Source organism: Mucilaginibacter sp. RCC_168 (genome assembly GCF_041355315.1).
Taxonomy (GTDB): domain Bacteria; phylum Bacteroidota; class Bacteroidia; order Sphingobacteriales; family Sphingobacteriaceae; genus Mucilaginibacter.
On record NZ_JBFUPN010000073.1, the window covers coordinates 1 to 774 of the forward strand.

1 protein-coding gene is annotated in these 774 nt (G+C 43.9%); it reads right to left on the reverse strand.

Translation table 11 applies throughout. The features are described 5' to 3' along the window. On the reverse strand, positions 1–774 hold a 774-nt coding region (locus AB6735_RS28005; protein WP_370999482.1), incomplete at both ends, for a phosphopantetheine-binding protein.

The window sequence follows — 774 nt, forward strand, 5'->3', positions numbered from 1 at the left end:
GAAAGATCGACCAACGGATTCCATGCTTAAAATCCCACGCATTTCATAACACATCGGCATATTATAAGCCGACCGATCATTTTCCGATAACTGATCCATAATCCAAAATCTTTTTTGGGCATTTGTTAACGGATAATTTTCCTGTAGCCGGATAACGGGTATCTGCTCGAATTCAGTTTTGTCTCTTACTTTTATCTTTTGTGTTATTGCCGCTATTGTTGGGCTTTCAAACAATTCGCTCAGTTCTACCTGAACATCCAGCTTTTTCATCATATGGCTAATTAATCGAATCGCTTCCAGCGAGTTACCTCCCAATTCAAAAAAATCGTCTGTTATACCAATCTGATCATTGCCAAATATTTCCTCCCAAATAGCCACTAATTCGAACTCCAGTTTTGTTGCTGGCGCTACATATTTTTTACCATCCAGTAAATAACCATGCCTCACCTCCGGCAGCTTGCTTTTGTCTATTTTCCCGTTATTCGTCAATACAAATGCCTCCACACGGATCAGGTGGGTCGGTATCATGTAAGCCGGAAGCCGTTCTTCAAGATAACGCTTCACCTCCGTCCACTCCAGTCCATCCCTGCTGGTATAATACCCTACTAGGTTACGGATACTATCTTCCCCTTCCCCGCTAAGAACAACCACCGAGCCTTCTATATGTTCATGACCTTCTAAGACCTGCTCGATTTCACCAAGCTCGATCCGGTAACCACGGAGCTTTACCTGGCTGTCCAAACGGCCCCTGAACTCTATTTCACCTGCCGCGTT